Below are 18,488 nucleotides of genomic sequence, written 5' to 3'. Positions count from 1 at the left end.
CTCTGCGTCAGTACGAAGATCACACTGCGCCTTGCGAACGCCGCCGCCCACGGGTTCACACCAATGGGCCCGGGTGCCAGTCTGGGATCATGGACGATCTTCTCGCACTCCTGCGCGCGGGCCTGCCGGCCGAGGCCCTGATCACCGATCCGGACATCACCGCCTCCTACGCCAACGACATGGCCAGCTTCTGCGACGCGGGCGCCCCCGCCGTCGTCACGCTGCCCCGCACCGTCGAGCAGGTGCAGCACATCATGCGGACCGCCACCGCGCTGCGCGTCCCGGTCGTCCCCCAGGGCGCCCGCACGGGCCTGTCCGGCGCGGCCAACGCCTCGGACGGCTGCATCGTGCTCTCCCTGGTGAAGATGGACCGGATCCTGGAGATCAGTCCCGTCGACCGCATCGCCGTGGTGGAACCGGGCGTCGTCAACGCCGTCCTGTCCCGGGCGGTCAACGAGTACGGGCTGTACTACCCGCCGGACCCCTCCAGCTGGGAAACGTGCACCATCGGCGGCAACATCGGCACCGCGTCCGGCGGCCTGTGCTGCGTCAAGTACGGGGTCACCGCCGAATACGTTCTGGGCCTCGACGTCGTCCTCGCCGACGGACGCCTGCTCACCACCGGCCGCCGCACCGCCAAGGGCGTCGCCGGATACGACCTCACCCGCCTCTTCGTCGGCTCCGAAGGCAGCCTCGGCATCGTCGTCAAAGCCGTGCTCGCGCTCAAGCCCCGGCCCCCGCGCCAGCTCGTACTCGCCGCCGAGTTCCCCAGCGCCGCGAGCGCCTGCGACGCCGTCTGCCGCATCATGGAACGCGGCCACACGCCGTCACTCCTCGAACTGATGGACCGGACAACCGTCCGCGCCGTCAACGCGATGGCGAACATGGGCCTTCCCGACTCCACGGAGGCGCTCCTGCTCGCCGCCTTCGACACCCCCGACCCGGCCGCCGACCTCGCCGCCGTCGCCGGACTCTGCACCGCCGCCGGAGCCACCGAAGTCGTCCCCGCCGAGGACGCCGCCGAATCCGACCTGCTGCTCCAGGCCCGGCGGATGTCGCTCCCCGCACTGGAGACCGTCAAGTCGGCCACCATGATCGACGACGTCTGCGTACCCCGCTCACAGCTCGGGGCCATGCTCGAAGGCACGGCGGCCGTCGCCGAGAAGTACGACCTCACCATCGGGGTCTGCGCCCACGCCGGCGACGGCAACACCCACCCCGTCGTCTGCTTCGACCACACCGACGCGGACGAGTCCCGGCGCGCCCGCGAGTCCTTCGACGAGATCATGGCGCTCGGCCTCCGGCTCGGCGGCACGATCACCGGCGAACACGGCGTCGGCGTCCTCAAGAAGGAGTGGCTGGCCCGGGAACTCGGCGAAGTGGGCGTGGAACTCCACCGGGGCATCAAGCAGGCCTTCGACCCGCTGGGCCTCCTCAACCCCGGCAAGGTCTTCTGACACCCCGGCCCCGGGCCCGCCCCGGCCCTCCCCGTCCGCGCCCCGGCGCCCGGCCCGCGCGCCCGGCCGCGCCGCCCTCTCAACCCTCTCCGTCCTGCGACTCGTCCGACGGCCACGGGTCGCTCATCCACAGGTCGTCGGCCGGCAGCGGCGTGAGCAGCTCGGCCAGCGCCTCGTCGAGGCCGAGCCGCTCGGACTCCGTGCCCGGCGCGACGATCCGCAGCGTCCGCTCCACCCACGCGGCGACCGCAGCGGACGGCACCTCCAGCAGGGCGTTGCCGTCGGGCGAGGTCAGCGCCACACAGATCACGCTGCGCCCCTCGACCTTGGTGGGCCAGATCCGCACGTCCCCGTGCCCGCACGGCCGGAACACCCCCTCGACCAGCAGATCGCGCGCGAACGTCCAGTGCACGGGGGCGTCGGAGCTGATGTGGAACGCGATGTGCACGGCGTACGGGTCCTCGGTCCGGTAGGAGAGCCGGGCGGGCACAGGGATGCTGCGCTCCGGCGACAGGACGAGCTTGAGCTCCAGCTCTCGTTCCACGACGGTGTCCATGAGGTGCGTCCTTTCGATACCTGTGGGCCGGTCCCACGACCGCCCGCACAGGGAGAGAGCGCCCTCCCCGCCATCCATTACGCGACTTCGGGAAAAATATTTCGGCGTGACCGGAAAGGGGCCCAAACCCCAGGACCCGCCCGGTGACGGGCGGGTGTCTGGTAGATGTGGACCCTTGTATGAGGACCGGCCGTTCCCCCTTGCCGGCCGGTCCAACGCCTCGAAGAGATACGGGACCACGGTGATGAGCGCCCCAACCCCGGCACCCGGTGACGACCGACCCCGCCAGGGGTACTACCCCGACCCGTCCATTCCCGGATACGTCCGGTACTGGAACGGGGCCTCGTGGGTGCCCGGCACCAGCCGGCCCGCCCCGCAGCAGGGCGATCCCCTGCCCGCCGAGCCCGCGGGAGAGGAGGCCGCACCGCACGCCCCCGCACCCGGCCCCGCCGCCGTGGACGAGACCGGCCCGATGTTCTTCGACGAGGAGCCGTACGAGGGCAACCGCCCTGAACCCGCCACCGCCTGGCAGGCCGACGCCTCCCGGCAGACCGGCTTCGGCGGCGAGCGCGACCGGCGGGTCTCCTGGGGCGGGGGGCCCGAGGACGGGCAGCCCGAACCGCAGGGCGGACCCGCCGGAACCGATCCGCGGACGCCCGCGGCCGGTTCCCCCGACACCGCCCCGGCCGACCGCGCCGCCACCGACCCGCGCAGCCCCGTCCCCGCCGACCCGACCCGCGGCGCCCTGCCGGGGATGCGGGACGGCGGCGGGCAGGCCCCCGAACACACCGTCGCCATCCGGGTCGACCGCGCAGGGCGAACAGGGCGCTCCGACCGCTCCGGCGGCTCCGACAGCCCCGGCCGTTCGGGCGACACGCCGCCCCCGCCCTCCGACGGCACCGTCACCATCCGCGCCATCGGCCCCGGCGGCCAGGCGTCCCGCCCGAGCGAGGCCCAGCAGCCCTCGTCCGACGGCACGATGACGATCCGTGCGATCACCCCCGGCACCGCTCCGGCCGCGCCGCAGTCCTCCGCGCCCGCCGCCCCGCACGCCGCCCGGCCGTCCGCCCCGCAGGCCCCCGCCCCCGCCGAGCTCAACAGCCCGCTCACGCCCGGCCCGGGCGGCGGCTCCGCCTCCTGGGCGCAGCAGGTCCATCAGCTGGCCCGGCCCGAACCGGCCGCCCGGCCGCAGCCCCAGGCGCCCGCGCAGCAGCAACGCCCCGCCTTCCCCCAGCAGTCCCAGCAGCCCGACCAGCCCGTCGTGCCCTGGAAGCCCCCGGTCGACGACCACTTCCAGCAGCTCGCGGCGGCCAGGACGTCGGCCCGCCCGGCGGCGCTCGGCAAGCGGTTCGCCGCCCGCCTCATCGACACGGTGGTGCTCGGCGCCCTCGTCGGCGCCGTCGCCGTGCCGCTCGCGGCCAAGGCGACGGACCACATCAACGAGAAGATCGACGCGGCCAGACTGTCGGGGGAGACGGTCACGGTCTGGCTGCTGGACTCCACCACGGCCTCTCTGGGCGGCGCGGTCCTCGCTGTCTTCCTGCTGCTGGGCGTCCTCCTGGAGGCGCTGCCGACCGCGAAGTGGGGCCGTACGCTCGGCAAGAAGCTCTGCGGCCTCGACGTCCGGGACATCGAGTCGCACGACACGCCCGGCTTCGGGGCCGCCGTGCGCCGCTGGCTGGTCTACGGGGTGCTGGGTCTCGTGGTGATCGGTGTGGTCAACGTCCTCTGGTGCCTGGTCGACCGGCCCTGGCGCCAGTGCTGGCACGACAAGGCGGCCCGCACCTTCGTCGCCGGCTGAGGAAGGACGGGCGAGCGGGCGGGTGCGCGACCCGCACGGCTGACGGCTCTTCGGGTGAGGGCCGTAGGACGGATCCCGTTCCCCCGAACGCACCTGAGCCGTTGCGGGCGCCCCTGCGGCGCGGTGCACTGCCCCCATGAGCAACGATCAGCCGACGCCCGGTCAGCCCCCCGAGGACGACCCGTTCTCCAAGAAGCCGCCCGGCTCCCAGCCGCCGCCGTCTTCGGGCTCGCCCTACGGCAGTGCGCCGCCCCCGCCGCCGTACGATCCCGGTCCGTACGGCGGCGGTCCGTACGGCGGGGCGGATCCGCTGGCGGGCATGCCGCCGCTCGCCGAGCCCGGCAAGCGGATCCTGGCAAGGCTGATCGACTTCCTGATCATCTCGATCCCGCTGTACCTGATCTCGCTGCCCTGGGGCGGCGCGGTCATGTCGGACAGCAACAACGACGACGACGTCGGTGACGTCTTCGCCCAGACCTACAGCGGGCATCAGCTGCTGTGGTCGCTGCTCGCCCTGGTGATCTACGTCGCGTACGACACGTACTTCACGCACAAGGACGGCCGCACCCTGGGCAAGCGGCTGCTGAAGCTGCGCGTCGCGATGCTCAACGACGGCAGGGTGCCGGACACCGGCAGCGCGTTCCTGCGGGCCGTGGTGCTGTGGGTGCCCGCGCTGCTGTGCTGCCCGTGCCTGTGGTGGCTCATCAACATCGTGCTGATGTTCACGGACAAGCCCTACAAGCAGGGACTCCAGGACAAGGCCGCCAAGACGGTGGTCGTGGTCACCAACTGACGGACGGCCGGGAGGGCGTCGGCACCCTCCCGCCCGTCGAGGTCAGTGCCGGAGCGAGTGTTCGCCGACCCGCTCCGACGCGGCGCGGGCGGCCGGGATCCTGCTCTGTACGGGGTCGAGGGCGCGGCCCTCGGTTCCGGCAGCGGCGGGGGCGGTGGCACGGCGTGCGGACACGGCGGCCCCCGATTTCGCCGTCTTCCTGCGCGCGGGCAGCGGAACGGTGACGGCCACCAGCAGACCGAGCGCGAGCGCGGCCGTGCCGATGACGGCGATGCCGAGGCCCGATTCGGTTCGGGACAGCAGCAGCATCGCGAGGGTCGAGAAGACGACGGTCACCGAACCGTAGGAGAGCTGTGCAGCACTGGGACGCGGCATGGCGGTATCCGTCCTCGGGACGTCGGATGGGCAGTCTCTCAACACGGTCTCGCTGTCAAGTGACTCTACGACGGTGAATGCCCGAGCGGAACGGGTAGTAAGCGTAACCTAACCCACAGTACCGGTGCACGGGGGGCGCACGGAGTCATGCCGCGCGCCGATAGGGGCGTTCGACGCGCCGGTCGGGCACGGAGCGGTCGTCCGGATAGCGGAAACGCGCTCCTGCATAGTGCACTTGGCCTGTTCAAGTCAAGGTCTGGCTTTTCTTCCGTAACTCCGATCGAATGTCGTCACTTGTGACGCGTATCCGCGCGCGGCCCGTTCACACCTCCAAGGCCGTAGCCGCGAACGCCGGGGAGGACTGCATCACGTGATCATTAAAAGACGGGCGCTTCGCACCGGGGCGATTGTCGTGGCCATGGCTGCGACCGCCGCCACCGCATCCGCCTTCGCCACCGCTCAGGCAGATGACCAGGCGTCAGGTACCGCCGCCTCCGCCGTGGACCGCCGGGACCCGGGGTCGGCGAAGGGCGACGCGCACAACCTGGAAGGTCCGTTCAGCAAGCAGCAGGACGCACAGCGTCAGGCCGCCCTCGAACAGGTCATATCCGGCGAGAAGAAGGCGACGACGCGCAACGGCTCCCAGGTCGTCAAGCTCGACGACAACAAGTTCGTCGAGGTGCAGCGTCAGAAGACCGACAAGATCTTCACCGTCCTGGTGGAGTTCGGCGCCCAGGTCGACAACACGACCATGTACGACCCGGACGGCGCGGGCCCCAAGCCCGCCGTCAAGAAGTACGGCGGCACGCCGGGACCGGCGCACAACAAGATAGCCAAGCCGGACCCCGCGAAGGACAACAGCACCGCCTGGCAGGCCGATTACAACCAGGCCCACTTCCAGGACCTGTACTTCGGCGAGGGCGCCGGCAAGAACTCGCTCAAGACGTACTACGAGAAGACGTCCTCCGGGCGCTACTCGGTCGAGGGCGAGGTCTCCGACTGGGTCAAGGTCCCCTACAACGAGGCCCGCTACGGCTCGAACTACTGCGGCTCGTCCAACTGCGCCAACGCCTGGGACATGATCAAGGACGGCGTGAACGCCTGGGCCGCCGACCAGAAGGCCAAGGGCCGTACGCCCGAGCAGATCAAGACGGACCTCGCTCAGTACGACCAGTGGGACCGTTACGACTTCGACGGTGACGGCGACTTCAACGAGCCCGACGGCTACATCGATCACTTCCAGATCGTGCATGCCGGCGAGGACGAGTCCGCGGGTGGCGGCGCCGAGGGCGAGAACGCCATCTGGGCGCACCGCTGGTACGCCTACGGCACCAACGCCGGCGCGACCGGCCCGGCCGACAACAAGGCCGGCGGCACCCAGATCGGTGACACCGGCATCTGGGTCGGCGACTACACCGCGCAGCCCGAGAACGGCGGCCTGGGCGTCTTCGCCCACGAGTACGGCCACGACCTCGGCCTCCCGGACCTGTACGACACGACCAACACCGCCGAGAACTCGGTCGGCTTCTGGTCGCTGATGTCGGCCGGTTCCTGGCTCGGCACCGGCAAGAACAGCATCGGTGACCTGCCCGGCGACATGACCGCCTGGGACAAGCTCCAGCTGGGCTGGCTGGACTACGACACGGCCAAGGCCGCGACGAAGTCCACCCACAAGCTGGGTGTCTCCGAGTACAACACCAGCAACAAGCAGGCGCTCCTCGTCGAGCTGCCCGACAAGGCCGTCACCACCGCCGTCACGACGCCCGCCGAGGGCGCCAAGCAGTGGTGGAGCGACATGGGTGACAACCTCAACAACACCCTGTCGCGCTCGGTCGACCTGACCGGCAAGTCCAAGGCGTCCCTGGACCTCTCGGGCTGGTGGGACATCGAGAAGGACTACGACTACCTCTACACCGAGGTGTCGGACAACGGCGGCACGAGCTGGACCGCGATCGACGGCACCGCCGACGGCAAGGCGATCCCGCGCGACGCCAGCGACAAGCCGGCCCTGACCGACGTCTCCGGCCAGTACAAGAAGCTCTCGTACTCGCTGGACGCCTACGCCGGCAAGAAGATCGACATCCGCTTCCGCTACGCCACCGACGGCGGCGCGGGCGGCGTCGGCTTCGCCGCCGACACCATCGCGGTCAACGCCGACGGCGCCGCGCTCTTCACGGACAACGCCGAGGGCGACGACAACGGCTGGACCGTCAAGGGCTTCTCCCGGGTGGGCTCGTCCTTCACCAAGGACTACGCGCAGCACTACCTCGCGGAGAACCGCCAGTACGTCTCGTACGACCAGACCCTCAAGGTCGGCCCGTACAACTTCGGGTTCCTCAACTCCCGTCCGGACTGGGTCGAGCACTACCCGTACCAGAACGGCCTGCTCATCTGGCTGTGGGACGAGTCGCAGAAGGACAACAACGTCTCGGCCCACCCGGGTCAGGGCCTGATCCTGCCGATCGACGCCCACGCCAAGCCGCTGAAGTGGTCGGACGGCTCGGTCATCCGCAACAAGATCCAGCCCTTCGACGCTCCGTTCAGCTGGTACCCCACCGACGGCTTCACGCTGCACAACGGTGACGTGGCCACGAAGATCAAGCCGCAGCTCGGCGTTCCGGTCTTCGACGACCACAAGGGCACCTACTGGTACGCGGAGAACAAGACCGGAAGTGTGAAGGTTACTGACACCAACACCCGGATCTCGATCATCAACGAGCCGCTCAGCGGCTCCACGGTGACCGTCCGAGTGGCTCCCTCGCACAAGTAGTCCGGTAAAACCGCAGGTCAAACCATGATCGGCCGTCGCCCTCTAGCGGGCGGCGGCCGATCGTGTTTAGGTGCCTGTTGTTCGTCTCTTATTGACACTACGTCTCACGGGGGAGCGCGGAGCATGGCAGGCGGAGGATTCAGCATCTTGCCGAACGGCAGAGTGGTCGTCGCGATCACCCTGCCCAGCCCGGCGGAGGGCGCGGGGCCGGACACCCCGGTACGCGTCCTCGTGCACGCGGCCAACCGGGCCCGGGCACTGACCAGGCTGCGCAATCTGGGCCTGCGCGCCGTCTACCTCCGCGGCAACGCGGAACCGCCCAGCCCGGACGAGATCACCGCCGTCCTGCACCACCCCGACGGACTGCTGTGGCGCGCGAGACCCGAGCGGGCCCTGGAACTCTGGCACCCGATCCAGGCCCTGCTGAGACCCGCCCTGCCGGCCCGGCAGAGCTGAGGACCGCCGTCCGGACCGGACCGGGCCCGCGGGCCCGGCCTGATCCGCACGCAAGGCTTCGGGCCCGTCCTGATCCGATGGAAGACACCGGAGCCGGGGTGCCGGCCCGCTCAGCAGACCACCGGCTTGCCGGAGAGCACCACGCCCGCCTCCCGCAGCTCGGCCAGCGCCCGCTCCGTGGTCGCCTCAGCGACACCCGCGGTCAGATCCAGCAGTACGTGCGTGGCGAAGCCCTCGCGCACGGCGTCGAGCGCGGTGGCCCGGACGCAGTGGTCGGTCGCGATACCGACCACGTCGACCTCGGTGACCCCGCGCTCACGCAGCCACTCCGCCAGCCCCGTCCCGTTCTCGTCCTGGCCCTCGAAGCCGCTGTACGCGGCGGCGTGGGCGCCCTTGTCGAAGACGGTGTCGATCGCCCCTGAGGCGACGGCGGGGGCGAAATTGGGATGGAAGCCCACCCCTTCCGTACCGGCGACGCAGTGCACCGGCCAGGAGTGCTCGAAGTCCGGCTCGGGGGAGAAGTGGTCACCCGGGTCGACATGGTGGTCACGGGTGGCCACCACGTGCCGGTAGCCGGGCTGGGCCTCCCCGATCAGATCGGTGATGGCGGCGGCGACATCGGCACCCCCGCCCACCGCGAGGCTCCCGCCCTCACAGAAGTCGTTCTGGACGTCCACGACGATCAAGGCGCGGTGCATGACGGTGTCCTTCGGTGGGGGAGGGGCGGCGGTTGCGGCATACGGGGTGTGGGGTTACGGGGTGTTCCCGAGCCTAGAGACTCGGGCAGCACAATCAAGCCCGGCCGGGCAGAAAAGCCCCGGCCGGGCCCCGCCGGGCACGTCGTGGGGCGCTCCCGTGCCCTTCGGTCCACGGGGGAGGCCGGGGACGAAGCGGCTACCGGGCGGCCCGGGCGCCCCGCACCGGGCTCACACGTACTCCGTGGGCAGCACCGGCTCCCCCCGGGACAACTGCATCGCCGACATCGGCAGTCCCGCCCGCGCGGCGATGTGCCGCTCCCGAGCAGCGTCCAGCGGCTCCCGCGCCACCACGTCGCCGCCCCGGACCAGCTCCACCTGCAGCTGCCGGCCGGCCAGCTCCGCCGGGACCGGGCCGGTGCCGACGACCTCGGCCTCGGCCACCCCGTCCTCGTCCAGCCGGCGCGCCGCCCACTTGCGACCGCCCCTCGACGACTTCGCGCCCAGCGACTTCTTCGCCACCGGCCGCAGCTCGTCCGCCGGGTCGCCCGAACCGGCGCGGGCGACCAGCTTGTAGACCATCGAGCAGGTGGGGTGCCCGCTGCCGGTGACGAGCTGCGTGCCCACCCCGTACGCGTCCACCGGCGCGGCGGCCAGCGAGGCGATGGCGTACTCGTCCAGGTCCGACGTGACCACGATCTTCGTCTCCGTGGCGCCCAGCTCGTCCAGCTGCTGGCGCACCCGGTGCGCGACCAGCAGCAGGTCGCCGGAGTCGATCCGTACGGCCCCCAGCTCCGTCCCCGCCACCTCGACCGCCGTACGGACCGCCGCGGTGACGTCGTACGTGTCCACCAGCAGCGTCGTGGCACGCCCCAGCGAGTCGACCTGGGCCTGGAACGCGTCGCGCTCCGTGTCGTGCAACAGGGTGAACGCGTGGGCGCTCGTGCCGACGGTGGGGATGTTGTAGCGGAAGCCCGCGGCGAGGTCCGACGTCGTGTCGAAGCCGCCGACGTACGCCGCGCGGGCCGAGGCCACCGCCGAGAGCTCGTGCGTGCGCCGGGCGCCCATCTCGATCAGCCGGCGCCCGCCCGCCGCCGCCGACATCCGCGAGGCCGCCGCGGCGATCGCCGAGTCGTGGTTGAGGATCGACAGGATCACCGTCTCCAGCAGCACGCACTCGGCGAAGGAGCCCTCGACCCGCAGGATCGGCGAACCGGGGAAGTACACCTCGCCCTCCGGGTAGCCCCAGATGTCGCCGCTGAACCGGTAATCGGCCAGATAGTCGAGCGTGGCCCCGTCCACGACGTTCTGGTCGCGCAGGAAGGCGAGCATCTCGTCGTCGAAGTGGAAGTTCTCCACCGCGTCCAGGACCCGCCCGGTGCCCGCGACGACGCCGTAGCGCCGCCCTTCGGGCAGCCGGCGGGTGAACGCCTCGAAGACCGAGCGCCGTCCGGCGGTGCCGGCCTTCAGCGCGGCCTGCACCATCGTGAGCTCGTACTGGTCGGTGAAGAGTGCGGTCGACGGCACACCGACCCGCCGCCCAAGGTCCGCTGAGTTCATGCCGGGGATGCTACCCCTATTTCGTCAAAGTGACGAGATGGGGGTGCGGGGCCACTCCCGGCGGCCGGCCCGCAGCTCGCCGCCCCCCGGCCCCGTTTGTGCGATGCCCCCTCCCGAGTGGCAGCATGGGGTACGTGAGCGTCGCCCCCGTAGAGATCGAACGTCCCGAATCGGCCGAGGAGAACCTCGTCGTTCCCGAGCCCGACGTCCCCTGGGTGACGCTGGTCCACAACGACCCGGTCAACCTCATGAGCTACGTGACCTATGTCTTCCAGGCGTACTTCGGCTACTCCAAGGACAAGGCCCACAAGCTGATGCTGGACGTCCACCAGAAGGGCCGCGCCGTCGTGTCCAGCGGCACCCGCGAAGAGATGGAACGCGACGTCCAGGCCATGCACGGCTACGGACTGTGGGCCACCCTCACCCAGGACCGCAACTAGCACCGCCCCGCCCCCCGCCCCGCCCGACCACCATCGGAGAGAACCCATGGCCGGCCATTTCGAGGCCACCCCCGGCGGCGGCGCGGCCGTCGCGCTCGACGAGGTGGAGATCGCGATCCTGCGCTCCCTCGCCGTCCAGCTGCTCGAACTCATCGGTCCCGGCGACCAGCCCGCCGACGGCGATGACCCGCTCGCCGCCCTCTTCGCCGAGGGCCCGAGCGAACCGCCCTCCGACCCCGCCCTGGCCCGCCTCTTCCCCGAGGCCTACGGCGACGAGGACACCGAACTGCGCGCCGCGTCCGCCGAGTTCCGCCGCTTCACCGAGAACGACCTGCGCACCCGCAAGCGCGACGACGCCCTCGTCGTCGTCCGCACCCTCGACGCGCTGACGCCCGGCGGGGACGGCGCCGCCGTCCTCACGCTCACCGCCGACGAGTCCCGCAGCTGGCTGGGCTCCCTCAACGACCTCCGGCTCACGATCGGTACCCGCCTGGAGGTCTCCGACGACGACGGGAGCGAGGACGGCTCCCTCTACCGGCTCCCGGACAGCGACCCGCGCAAGCCCATGGTCATGGCCTACCTCTGGCTGGGCGCGCTCCAGGAAACACTCGTCGAAACGCTGATGCCGTAGAACACTGACGCCGGAAGAGGCCGGTTACCGAGTGTTCGCTCAACGAACGCTCAAATCCGAATAACGATCGCGTCACCTGATCGGTCTTTTTTGCAGGGACCGGCCCCCGTTGTCCGCTTTTTCCTGTGGTGTGCGCCACATAATGTCCGGTGGATCACCGATGTGTCCGTGATAAATCTTCACGACCACCCGGGGACGCCACCCCTGTTCCCGGGTAGGCGCTACGAGCCGGCCACCACCGGCGGCACTCCATCCATATCCGGGGGGATCAGGACCTGATCCGCGGCCGTAAGGCGCGGATCAGCGTGGAGAAAGGCGCAGCACATGACATCGGCGCAGGTCGACGACAAGGGACAGGGCGGCCCGCACGCCACAGGCGCGGATTCCGCGACGTCCGCCGAGGGCTACCAGCGAGCCCTCGGCGCCCGCCAGATCCAGATGATCGCGATCGGCGGAGCCATCGGCACCGGCCTCTTCCTCGGCGCGGGCAAAGCCATCGCCAAGGCCGGGCCGAGCCTCATCCTGGCCTACGCCATCGCGGGCCTGGTGATCTTCTTCATCATGCGGGCACTGGGCGAACTCCTCATGTACCGCCCGGTCTCGGGCTCCTTCTCGGAGTACGCCCGCGAATTCGTCGGCCCCTTCGCCGGCTTCGTCACCGGCTGGACCTACTGGTTGTTCTGGGTCGTCACCGGAATCACCGAAGTCACCGCCGCGGCCCAGTACATGACGTTCTGGTTCGACATTCCGCAATGGGTGTCCGCACTGATCTTCACGATCATCCTGTACGGCGTGAACCTGATCTCCGTGAAGCTGTTCGGGGAACTCGAATTCTGGTTCTCGATGGTCAAGGTCACCGCCATCGTCGGCATGATCCTCATCTGCGCCGGAATTCTCACCCTCGGCTTCTCCGACGCCGGGGACACCGCGTCCGTCACCCACCTCTGGTCGGACGGCGGCTTCTTCCCGCACGGCATCAAGGGCACCCTGATGACGCTGCAGATCGTGATGTTCGCCTTCCTCGCCGTCGAACTCGTCGGCGTCACCGCGGGCGAGTCCAAGGACCCCGAGACCGTCCTGCCCAAGGCCATCAACACCGTGCCCTGGCGCATCGCCGTCTTCTACGTCGGCGCCCTCATCATGATCCTCTCCGTCGTCCCCTGGACCGAGTTCTCGCCGGGCGTCTCCCCGTTCGTCGAGGCCTTCGAGAAGATGGGTCTCGGCCTCGGCGCAGGCATCGTCAACTTCGTCGTCCTGACCGCCGCGCTCTCCTCCTGCAACTCCGGCATGTACTCCACCGGCCGCATGCTGCGCGACCTCGCGCTCAACGGACAGGGGCCGAAGTTCTTCACCAAGCTCACCAGCAGCGGCACCCCGCTCGTCGGCACCACGTTCTCCGCCGCCCTCATGCTCGTGGGCGTCTGGATCAACTACCAGTGGCCCGGTGACGCCTTCACCTACGTCGTCTCCTTCGCCACCATCTCCGGCATGTGGGCCTGGATCATGATCCTGGTCTGCCAGATCCGCTACCGCCGCCAGGCCGACCGCGGCGCCCTCCCGCAGTCCGGCTTCCGGGCCCCCGGAGCCCCGTACACCAGCGTCTTCGCCCTCGCGTTCATCGGCGTGGTGATCGTCATGATGGGCATCGACAAGGACGCCCGGATCTCGCTCTACTGCGCCCCGCTGTGGGCCCTGATCCTCGGCGTCTCGTACCTGGTCCTCAAGGCCCGCAACCCGGAGAACAAGGCCTTCGCGGGCCGCTGATCCTGTCCGGCACCGATCCGGGGACGTGCGTCCTGGTGGGCCACCACGCCGGCTGCGGGTGGCCCACGGGGGCGCTACTTCTTGCTTTCCGCGGCCAGAGCCGCCGCCTTCTTCAGCCCTGCGACGCTGGTGGTGAACCTGCCCTTGCCGGAGGGCTGGGCGGAACTCCCGAGGAGTTCACTCGCGTCGGCGGCGGTCAGAGCCACGATGTTCGACGAGGCCGGCTGGACGCCGCCCGTACCGATGGTGAAGATGCCCTGGTTCCCGCCGACGGGAATCCAGAACGTGGGCACCGAGGTGATGCCCGGGTGGTCGCCCGCCACGAGCTGGGTCAGGTAGAGGGCGTACTGCTTGCCGACCGAGAGCTTCGTGGTGCCCTCCATGGAGACCGCGTCGGTGTCGATGTTGCCGATGACGATCTCGTCACCCTCGGTGACACCGAATCCGCGCTTCATCATCCCGGAGACGCGGACCTTCATGAAGACCATGGGCATGCACGTGGTGTCCGCCCCTCCGTCGCCCGCCACGCCTGTGGGGGTCTCGGTGGGCTTCGGCTGATCGGTGGCAGACGGGTCGGGATCGGGGTCGACGCTGTCGGCGGCGGTCGGGTCGATGGTGGGTTCCCCCGGGGGGTCGCCTCCCTCGTCGCACTCCTTGGTCTGCACGCTCAGCACGGCGGCGGTGATGGCGATGTCGGCGTCGACGCTGACCTCTTCGGCACTCGCATACTGGGCGTAGTCGGCTTCGATCTGGGGTTTGCCGGCGGAACCGGAGGACCCGGCGCCCGAGCATGCGGTGAGGCAGGCCAGGGCCAGACCGGTGGCGCCCGCGTAGATGCGCATTGTCGTATTCACAGCACTCCTCGGAGGAAAGGTCAGTACTTCGACTTGGCGCCCTGGACGTCGTCGTACCAGGGGCCGTCACCGCCACAACCGAACTTGGTCTGTCCCTGGCGCATGACAGCAGGACCGGGGTTGGAGCATCCGAGGCTCTCGTGACCGAGCCCGTAGGCGTGCCCGATCTCGTGCTCGGCGACGATTTTCTTCTCGCGGGCGCTGAGCCCCTTCATCGTGCGCGAGTTGAAGGTCAGCTTCACTTCGTCGTAGGACCAGTAGCCGAAAGTGCAGCCCTGCCAGCTGGTCCGGGCCCAGTCCCCCCAGGCGTAGGAGGCGTCACGGACCTCGATCTCGGGGTCGCCGTTGCTCTTCTCGTAACGGAAGAAGCCGGGGGCCCTGGTGGCGTCCCAGCGTCCCTGGGCACTGTTGAAGGCGTTGTAGTACGTGGTCGTGATGCTGTAATAGCGGTAGGAGATCGGGTCGTTGCCGTCGACGCCGAAGAACTTTCCGCACAGCTTGGTGTAGGCCTGCGCAGGAGGGGAAGTCGTGAACCCGATGGCGAGGAAGGTGGTGCACAGCAGAAACACCTGTAGCAAGCGCGTGTAGTGCACGCGCCGGTTTCTGTGTGGTGATATCTGTGACAAAGTGGCTCCTCTGGTATGGCATCCGGGCAGCGAGACAGGACGCGCCGATAGTTGTGCTGTGCTGAAGCGCGGATCCGCCCGCGATGTCGGCGGTCCATTTCATGCGCCGTAGGACTGCGTGCCGGATGGCGTCCGGCGTCCGTTCCGTCGGGTGGAGCGCGAGCAGGTGCGTGCGTGGTGCCAGGGCCGACGGGTGGTATGCGGGCATGGACGCAGGGGCCGTCCGCTAAGCGATCGGCCCGCTTCCCCGCTGTACTTGCCACCCCTCAGTGATCACTGAAGCTACCCCAGACTTTCACCGAACACCCCCATGTTTCGAACACTGATGCGGAAGTTGAGGGTGGAGGAAGACTGCGCGTCCCGGCAGCGGAGTCGCCCCGCGACGGACGTCGGGCGAGGCCGAGTCCACGATGCGGGCTCCCGCGTACCACCCCTCGGTACGCGGGAGCCCGTCGTCCTATCCTGGGCGCCATGCTGACCCTCACCCAGGCGCTGTACGACCAGATCGTCGCGCACTCCCGCGCCGACCACCCCGACGAGGCGTGCGGCGTGGTCGCCGGGCCCGCCGGCACCGGCCGCCCCGAACGCTTCATCCCCATGCTCAACGCCGCCCGCTCGCCCACGTTCTACGAGTTCGACTCGGGCGACCTCCTCAAGCTCTACCGCGAAATGGACGACCGCGACGAGGAACCCGTGATCGTCTACCACTCGCACACGGCGACCGAGGCCTACCCCTCCCGCACCGACGTCACGTACGCCAACGAGCCCGGGGCCCACTACGTCCTCGTCTCGACCGCCGACACCGACGGGGCGGGGCCCTTCCAGTTCCGCTCGTACCGCATCGTGGACGGCGAGATCACCGAGGAGGACGTCCAGGTCGTCGACGCCTACGTCACGCCCTGACCTCGGCACCCGCCCCCGCACGCGGCGGAACGGACAGGGCCCCCACCCGGCCCTGTCCACGCCTCGAACGTCAACCATCCATCAGGTGAGATCACATTCCGGATCCCGGACGGGGAATCGATACGATGAGCGCATGGTTCTCCAGGACGTGAGCGACAAGACGCCGGGCATGCTGCTCGTTGCGCGCCTGCACGTCGACCTGTGCCGACTCGCCAGCGCGATCTGTACGAACCACCGGACCGCCGGCCGCGAGGCCTGAGCCCGGCCGAGGCGCGGCGCCGCCCAGCGGCCGCCACCCTTCCCGTACCACCCCTGCGCGGGGGCAGAGCCGCGCGCCCCACGCCCACCGCCACCACTCCGCTTCGACAGGAGCCCACGCCATGGCCATCGAGGTCCGCATCCCGACCATCCTCCGCACCTACACCGACGGCGCCAAGGCCGTCGAGGGCAACGGGGACACCCTCGCCGACCTCTTCACGGACCTGGAGAGCCGTCACACCGGCATCCGGGAGCGCATCGTCGACGGCGAGCAGCTGCGCCGGTTCGTCAACGTCTACCTCAACGACGAAGACGTCCGCTTCCTCGACGGCATCTCCACCAAGCTCAGCGACGGCGACAGCATCACCATCCTCCCGGCCGTCGCCGGCGGCATGAACTGATGCGCTATGACAGCCCGCTCGCCGCAGTGGGCAACACCCCGCTCGTCCGCCTGCCGCGGCTGTCACCGTCGGACGACGTCCGCATCTGGGCCAAACTCGAGGACCGCAACCCCACCGGCTCGATCAAGGACCGCCCCGCGCTCCACATGGTCGAGCAGGCCGAGAAGGACGGCCGGCTCACCCCCGGCTGCACCATCCTCGAACCCACCAGCGGCAACACCGGCATCTCCCTGGCCATGGCGGCCACACTCAAGGGCTACCGCATCGTCTGCGTGATGCCGGAGAACACCTCCCAGGAGCGGCGCGACCTGCTCGCCATGTGGGGCGCCGAGATCATCTCCTCCCCGGCGGCCGGTGGCTCCAACACGGCCGTCCGCGTCGCCAAGGAGCTCGCGGCCGAGCACCCGGACTGGGTCATGCTGTACCAGTACGGCAACCCCGACAACGCGGGCGCCCACTACGCCACCACCGGCCCCGAGATCCTCGCGGACCTCCCCTCCATCACCCACTTCGTCGCCGGTCTCGGCACCACGGGCACCCTCATGGGCGTCGGCCGCTACCTGCGGGAACACGTCGACGGCATCAAGATCGTCGCCGCCGAGCCGCGCTACGACGACCTGGTCTACGGCCTGCGCAACCTCGACGAAGGCTTCGTCCCCGAGCTCTACGACGCCTCCGTCCTCACCACCCGCTTCTCCGTCGGTTCCGCCGACGCCGTCACCCGCACCCGCGAACTCCTCCAACAGGAGGGCATTTTCGCCGGCGTCTCCACCGGAGCCGCGCTGCACGCCGCGATCGGCGTCGGCAACAAGGCCGTGAAGGCCGGCGAGAGCGCCGACATCGTCTTCGTCGTCGCCGACGGCGGCTGGAAGTACCTGTCGACGGGCGTCTACACCGCGCCCACGACGGAGGCGGCGATCGAAACGCTGCAGGGCCAGCTCTGGGCTTAGCGCCCGCGCGCCGCACGCACCCCGGACGCCGGGGGTCCCGGACCACAGGTACGGGACCCCCGGCGTCCGCCGTTTCCGGGGGCCCTGCCCTCGTACCCCGGGTGCCGGGTCCGGGCGGAGCCAGAAAACCCAGCCCCTCCGGCGCGTGAGGCGCGGGGCCTGGAGCGGAGCCCCGGTTACGGGAAGGGGCGGGTGGGGGAACAAGCCCGCCGCAGGCGCGCACCCGGCTCGCGCCCCCTAAGCGCACCCCTCAGAAGCGCGCCCCGAGGGGCGCCCTTCCATCGAACCGGTGACAGCACAGGTGAGTTCCCCCACAACGGCACACTCCGAAGGAGCGACCGGCTCTTTCGCGCCTTACGCTCAACGAACCGCTCAACAGACCGCACGAACCCTCCCCGTTCCCGCGTCTCGGAGGTTCACGCTCCATGAAGCTCACCGTCGTCGGCTGCTCCGGCTCGTTCCCGTCCGCGGGATCGGCATGCTCGAGCTACCTCGTAGAGGCCGACGGCTTCAGGCTGCTCCTCGACATGGGCAACGGCGCCCTCGGCGAGCTGCAGCGCCACGTCGGTCTCTACGACCTCGACGCCATCTTCCTCAGCCACCTCCACGCCGATCACTGCATCGACATGTGCGCGTACTTCGTCGTCAGGTACTACCCGCACGACGGCGGACGCCCGGCCCGCATCCCGGTCTACGGCCCCGACGGCACGGAGCAGCGGCTCACGACCGCGCACGCCGACACCCCGTCCGACCACTCGATGAGCGAGGTCTTCGACTTCCACACCCTGAAGCCCGGGTCGTTCGAGATCGGCCCCTTCTCGGTGCGTACGGAGAAGCTCTGCCACCCCGTCGACACGTTCGGCATCCGCATCGAGCACGGCGGCAGCTCGCTCACGTACTCCGGTGACACCGGGACCTGCGAAGCCCTGGACGAGCTGGCGGTGGGCGCCGACCTCCTCCTCTGCGAGGCGTCGTTCGTCCACGGCAAGGAGGACATCCCGGACCTCCACCTCAACGGGCGTGAGGCGGGCGAGCTCGCCGCCCGCGCGCAGGTGGGCCGCCTGGTCCTCACCCACATCCCGCCGTGGACCGACGCCGCCCGCAACCTCTCCGACGCGCAGGACGTCTTCGACGGCCCGACGGAGCTCGCGGTGCCGGGCGCGGTGTACGAGATCTGAGCCACGAGGCACGACGAAGC

The 18,488-nt window shown here is 70.0% G+C and carries 19 protein-coding genes; 13 read left to right on the top strand and 6 right to left on the bottom strand.

The window, feature by feature from the left end; genetic code table 11:
• Window positions 1-89: 89 nt before the first annotated feature.
• Entirely contained in the window at window positions 90-1,457 is a 1,368-nt protein-coding gene (locus tag E6R60_RS06990; protein WP_136325507.1) for an FAD-linked oxidase C-terminal domain-containing protein, read from the top strand.
• A 79-nt stretch (window positions 1,458-1,536) separates the two neighbouring features.
• On the opposite strand, the gene E6R60_RS06985 is transcribed toward E6R60_RS06990, so the two are convergent.
• Window positions 1,537-2,013, bottom strand: a complete 477-nt coding sequence (locus E6R60_RS06985; protein WP_136325506.1) for an SsgA family sporulation/cell division regulator — start codon at window positions 2,011-2,013, stop codon at window positions 1,537-1,539.
• 244 nt (window positions 2,014-2,257) lie between these two features.
• Here E6R60_RS06985 and E6R60_RS06980 point away from each other — a divergent pair, with 244 nt between their 5' ends.
• Together E6R60_RS06980 and E6R60_RS06975 are read left to right on the top strand one after the other, a co-directional pair.
• Entirely contained in the window at window positions 2,258-3,814 is a 1,557-nt protein-coding gene (locus E6R60_RS06980) for an RDD family protein (RefSeq protein ID WP_136325505.1), read from the top strand.
• Between the two features lie 136 nt (window positions 3,815-3,950).
• A complete protein-coding gene (locus E6R60_RS06975; protein WP_136325504.1) occupies window positions 3,951-4,607 on the top strand; it encodes an RDD family protein in 657 nt (218 codons plus the stop codon).
• Window positions 4,608-4,649: 42 nt separating this feature from the next.
• On the opposite strand, the gene E6R60_RS06970 is transcribed toward E6R60_RS06975, so the two are convergent.
• Window positions 4,650-4,982: a hypothetical protein gene (locus E6R60_RS06970; RefSeq protein ID WP_136325503.1), complete on the bottom strand. Its 333-nt coding sequence runs from the start codon at window positions 4,980-4,982 to the stop codon at window positions 4,650-4,652.
• 370 nt (window positions 4,983-5,352) lie between these two features.
• On the opposite strand from E6R60_RS06970, the gene E6R60_RS06965 reads away from it, so the two are divergent.
• Together E6R60_RS06965 and E6R60_RS06960 are read left to right on the top strand one after the other, a co-directional pair.
• Window positions 5,353-7,752, top strand: coding sequence for an immune inhibitor A domain-containing protein (locus tag E6R60_RS06965; RefSeq protein ID WP_206309327.1), 2,400 nt, complete (start codon window positions 5,353-5,355; stop codon window positions 7,750-7,752).
• 123 nt (window positions 7,753-7,875) lie between these two features.
• The gene (locus E6R60_RS06960; RefSeq protein WP_206309326.1) at window positions 7,876-8,208 is read left to right on the top strand and encodes a hypothetical protein; all 333 of its coding nucleotides are present in this window, start codon (window positions 7,876-7,878) and stop codon (window positions 8,206-8,208) included.
• Between the two features lie 110 nt (window positions 8,209-8,318).
• On the opposite strand, the gene E6R60_RS06955 is transcribed toward E6R60_RS06960, so the two are convergent.
• On the bottom strand, window positions 8,319-8,906 hold the full coding sequence (locus tag E6R60_RS06955) for a nicotinamidase (protein ID WP_136325500.1): 588 nt from the start codon (window positions 8,904-8,906) through the stop codon (window positions 8,319-8,321).
• Window positions 8,907-9,134: 228 nt separating this feature from the next.
• On the bottom strand, window positions 9,135-10,463 hold the full coding sequence (locus E6R60_RS06950) for a nicotinate phosphoribosyltransferase (RefSeq protein ID WP_136325499.1): 1,329 nt from the start codon (window positions 10,461-10,463) through the stop codon (window positions 9,135-9,137).
• Between the two features lie 125 nt (window positions 10,464-10,588).
• Here E6R60_RS06950 and clpS point away from each other — a divergent pair, with 125 nt between their 5' ends.
• From clpS to E6R60_RS06935, 3 genes are all read left to right on the top strand, one after another.
• Complete coding sequence (gene clpS / locus E6R60_RS06945) at window positions 10,589-10,903, top strand: ATP-dependent Clp protease adapter ClpS (RefSeq protein WP_136325498.1); 315 nt, start codon at window positions 10,589-10,591, stop codon at window positions 10,901-10,903.
• Window positions 10,904-10,949: 46 nt separating this feature from the next.
• On the top strand, window positions 10,950-11,534 hold the full coding sequence (locus E6R60_RS06940) for a DUF2017 domain-containing protein (RefSeq protein ID WP_136325497.1): 585 nt from the start codon (window positions 10,950-10,952) through the stop codon (window positions 11,532-11,534).
• 324 nt (window positions 11,535-11,858) lie between these two features.
• Complete coding sequence (locus E6R60_RS06935) at window positions 11,859-13,298, top strand: amino acid permease (protein WP_136325496.1); 1,440 nt, start codon at window positions 11,859-11,861, stop codon at window positions 13,296-13,298.
• Window positions 13,299-13,372: 74 nt separating this feature from the next.
• Here the strand turns inward: E6R60_RS06935 and E6R60_RS06930 are convergent, their stop codons facing one another.
• Together E6R60_RS06930 and E6R60_RS06925 are read right to left on the bottom strand one after the other, a co-directional pair.
• Window positions 13,373-14,152: a hypothetical protein gene (locus tag E6R60_RS06930; protein ID WP_136325495.1), complete on the bottom strand. Its 780-nt coding sequence runs from the start codon at window positions 14,150-14,152 to the stop codon at window positions 13,373-13,375.
• 20 nt (window positions 14,153-14,172) lie between these two features.
• Window positions 14,173-14,745: a hypothetical protein gene (locus E6R60_RS06925; RefSeq protein ID WP_136325494.1), complete on the bottom strand. Its 573-nt coding sequence runs from the start codon at window positions 14,743-14,745 to the stop codon at window positions 14,173-14,175.
• A gap of 504 nt (window positions 14,746-15,249) precedes the next feature.
• Here E6R60_RS06925 and E6R60_RS06920 point away from each other — a divergent pair.
• From E6R60_RS06920 to E6R60_RS06895, 5 genes are all read left to right on the top strand, one after another.
• On the top strand, window positions 15,250-15,681 hold the full coding sequence (locus E6R60_RS06920; protein WP_136325493.1) for a M67 family metallopeptidase: 432 nt from the start codon (window positions 15,250-15,252) through the stop codon (window positions 15,679-15,681).
• A gap of 133 nt (window positions 15,682-15,814) precedes the next feature.
• Window positions 15,815-15,940 carry a putative leader peptide gene (locus E6R60_RS37765; protein ID WP_276613942.1) on the top strand — a complete coding sequence of 42 codons (126 nt, stop codon included), beginning with the start codon at window positions 15,815-15,817 and terminating at the stop codon, window positions 15,938-15,940.
• 121 nt (window positions 15,941-16,061) lie between these two features.
• The gene (locus tag E6R60_RS06910; protein ID WP_136325491.1) at window positions 16,062-16,340 is read left to right on the top strand and encodes a MoaD/ThiS family protein; all 279 of its coding nucleotides are present in this window, start codon (window positions 16,062-16,064) and stop codon (window positions 16,338-16,340) included.
• Entirely contained in the window at window positions 16,340-17,290 is a 951-nt protein-coding gene (locus E6R60_RS06905) for a cysteine synthase (protein ID WP_136325490.1), read from the top strand. Before E6R60_RS06910 ends, E6R60_RS06905 begins: the two co-directional genes overlap by 1 nt.
• Before the next feature lie 425 nt (window positions 17,291-17,715).
• The gene (locus tag E6R60_RS06895) at window positions 17,716-18,468 is read left to right on the top strand and encodes an MBL fold metallo-hydrolase (RefSeq protein WP_136325488.1); all 753 of its coding nucleotides are present in this window, start codon (window positions 17,716-17,718) and stop codon (window positions 18,466-18,468) included.
• Window positions 18,469-18,488: the final 20 nt, after the last annotated feature.

This window comes from Streptomyces sp. A0642 (genome assembly GCF_004795105.1).
In the GTDB taxonomy this organism is placed as follows: Bacteria; Actinomycetota; Actinomycetes; order Streptomycetales; family Streptomycetaceae; genus Streptomyces.
This window is presented reverse-complemented; position numbering and strand designations above follow the sequence as displayed.

What these genes read in the sequence shown, in the direction of transcription:
- E6R60_RS06990 (WP_136325507.1), top strand. Translation starts at nt 90, where the DNA reads ATGGACGATCTTCTCGCACTCCTGCGCGCGGGCCTGCCGGCCGAGGCC.
- E6R60_RS06985 (WP_136325506.1), bottom strand. Translation starts at nt 2,013, where the DNA reads ATGGACACCGTCGTGGAACGAGAGCTGGAGCTCAAGCTCGTCCTGTCG.
- E6R60_RS06980 (WP_136325505.1), top strand. Translation starts at nt 2,258, where the DNA reads ATGAGCGCCCCAACCCCGGCACCCGGTGACGACCGACCCCGCCAGGGG.
- E6R60_RS06975 (WP_136325504.1), top strand. Translation starts at nt 3,951, where the DNA reads ATGAGCAACGATCAGCCGACGCCCGGTCAGCCCCCCGAGGACGACCCG.
- E6R60_RS06970 (WP_136325503.1), bottom strand. Translation starts at nt 4,982, where the DNA reads ATGCCGCGTCCCAGTGCTGCACAGCTCTCCTACGGTTCGGTGACCGTC.
- E6R60_RS06960 (WP_206309326.1), top strand. Translation starts at nt 7,876, where the DNA reads ATGGCAGGCGGAGGATTCAGCATCTTGCCGAACGGCAGAGTGGTCGTC.
- E6R60_RS06955 (WP_136325500.1), bottom strand. Translation starts at nt 8,906, where the DNA reads ATGCACCGCGCCTTGATCGTCGTGGACGTCCAGAACGACTTCTGTGAG.
- E6R60_RS06950 (WP_136325499.1), bottom strand. Translation starts at nt 10,463, where the DNA reads ATGAACTCAGCGGACCTTGGGCGGCGGGTCGGTGTGCCGTCGACCGCA.
- clpS (WP_136325498.1), top strand. Translation starts at nt 10,589, where the DNA reads ATGGGGTACGTGAGCGTCGCCCCCGTAGAGATCGAACGTCCCGAATCG.
- E6R60_RS06940 (WP_136325497.1), top strand. Translation starts at nt 10,950, where the DNA reads ATGGCCGGCCATTTCGAGGCCACCCCCGGCGGCGGCGCGGCCGTCGCG.
- E6R60_RS06935 (WP_136325496.1), top strand. Translation starts at nt 11,859, where the DNA reads ATGACATCGGCGCAGGTCGACGACAAGGGACAGGGCGGCCCGCACGCC.
- E6R60_RS06920 (WP_136325493.1), top strand. Translation starts at nt 15,250, where the DNA reads ATGCTGACCCTCACCCAGGCGCTGTACGACCAGATCGTCGCGCACTCC.
- E6R60_RS37765 (WP_276613942.1), top strand. Translation starts at nt 15,815, where the DNA reads ATGGTTCTCCAGGACGTGAGCGACAAGACGCCGGGCATGCTGCTCGTT.
- E6R60_RS06910 (WP_136325491.1), top strand. Translation starts at nt 16,062, where the DNA reads ATGGCCATCGAGGTCCGCATCCCGACCATCCTCCGCACCTACACCGAC.
- E6R60_RS06905 (WP_136325490.1), top strand. Translation starts at nt 16,340, where the DNA reads ATGCGCTATGACAGCCCGCTCGCCGCAGTGGGCAACACCCCGCTCGTC.
- E6R60_RS06895 (WP_136325488.1), top strand. Translation starts at nt 17,716, where the DNA reads ATGAAGCTCACCGTCGTCGGCTGCTCCGGCTCGTTCCCGTCCGCGGGA.